This is a genomic window from Ligilactobacillus sp. (assembly GCF_036846325.1).
Lineage (GTDB): Bacteria > Bacillota > Bacilli > Lactobacillales > Lactobacillaceae > Ligilactobacillus.
Genome location: NZ_DAIUCE010000211.1, coordinates 1 through 1,111, shown reverse-complemented (window position 1 = coordinate 1,111; position 1,111 = coordinate 1). Strand labels below are relative to the sequence as shown.

Below are 1,111 nucleotides of genomic sequence, written 5' to 3'. Positions count from 1 at the left end.
AAAGCGAAAAAGGTTGACTTTCACTCCAAAATAAGTTAAATTAAGTGCATGTTAAAAAAGTATTAAAAACGCAATGAAGAGGAGAGTAGCCCGTTCAGCCGTCTTTTCAGCGAGTCCCAGTTAGTGCGAGGGGATGAGACGTGAATAAGCGAAAGTAACCTCCGAGCGGTCGATGCGACGTCACAGCGAAGTTTCGAATGGGAGCGCCCTTTACAGCGTCAACGTATTGCATTTGTCAAAAGGTGCAGCACGGGGTGAGTTCAAGTCAGCGATGGCTTGTTGAAACAAAGGTGGTAACACGCTGAGGCGTCCTTTCAGATTTTTATCTGAAGGGATTTTTTTTTACTTCAGAAACGACATCTTAGCTAAGATCTCAAAATAATGGATTTTTATTATCAAGGAGATCAATAATTATGAAAAAAATATCAAAACACTACTATTTCCTGATCGGATCGCTTATTTTCGGCATGTTCTTCGGTGCCGGCAACCTGATTTTCCCGATTCATCTGGGCCAGCTTGCAGGCGCAAACTGGGGCAAGGCAGCCATCGGCTTCCTTCTTTCGGGCGTTCTGCTTCCCTTGCTTTCTCTTCTTGCAATCAGCATCACTCGTTCAAACGGCATCTATGACCTTGCAAAGCCAATCAGTCCAAAATATGCACTGATCTTTCTGATTCTCGTTCACGCAACGCTCGGACCGTTGTTTGCGACACCGAGAACGGCCACGGTTCCGTTTGCAATGGGCTTTGCACCGCATATTCCGGCACAGTTCCAGACAATCGGTCTGCTGATCTATTCGGCAATTTTCTTTGGCATCGTCTACTACTTCTCAATCCATGAAAACAACATCGTCAACACCATCGGCAAGCTGCTCAACCCTGCATTTCTCATCATGCTCTTCATCATCTTCCTTCTTGCCTTCATCAGCCCGCTCGGAAGCACGTCCGGACAGCATGCAGCGGCAGGATACACGACACAGGCAATGACAAGCGGATTTCTTGAAGGATACAACACCATGGACGCCCTCGCAGGACTGGCATTCGGCGTTACGGTCATCACGGCCATTCACGCTCTTGGCATCAGAAAGCAGCGCGAAACTTCCGTCTTTCTCGC

At 47.4% G+C, this 1,111-nt stretch carries 1 protein-coding gene; it reads left to right on the top strand.

Going from position 1 to position 1,111, the window contains the following annotated elements; all coding sequences use genetic code 11:
* Positions 1–413 precede the first annotated feature (413 nt).
* Positions 414–1,111: branched-chain amino acid transport system II carrier protein (locus V7Z60_RS10255; RefSeq protein ID WP_334117701.1), on the top strand; the 698-nt coding region annotated here is incomplete at its 3' end.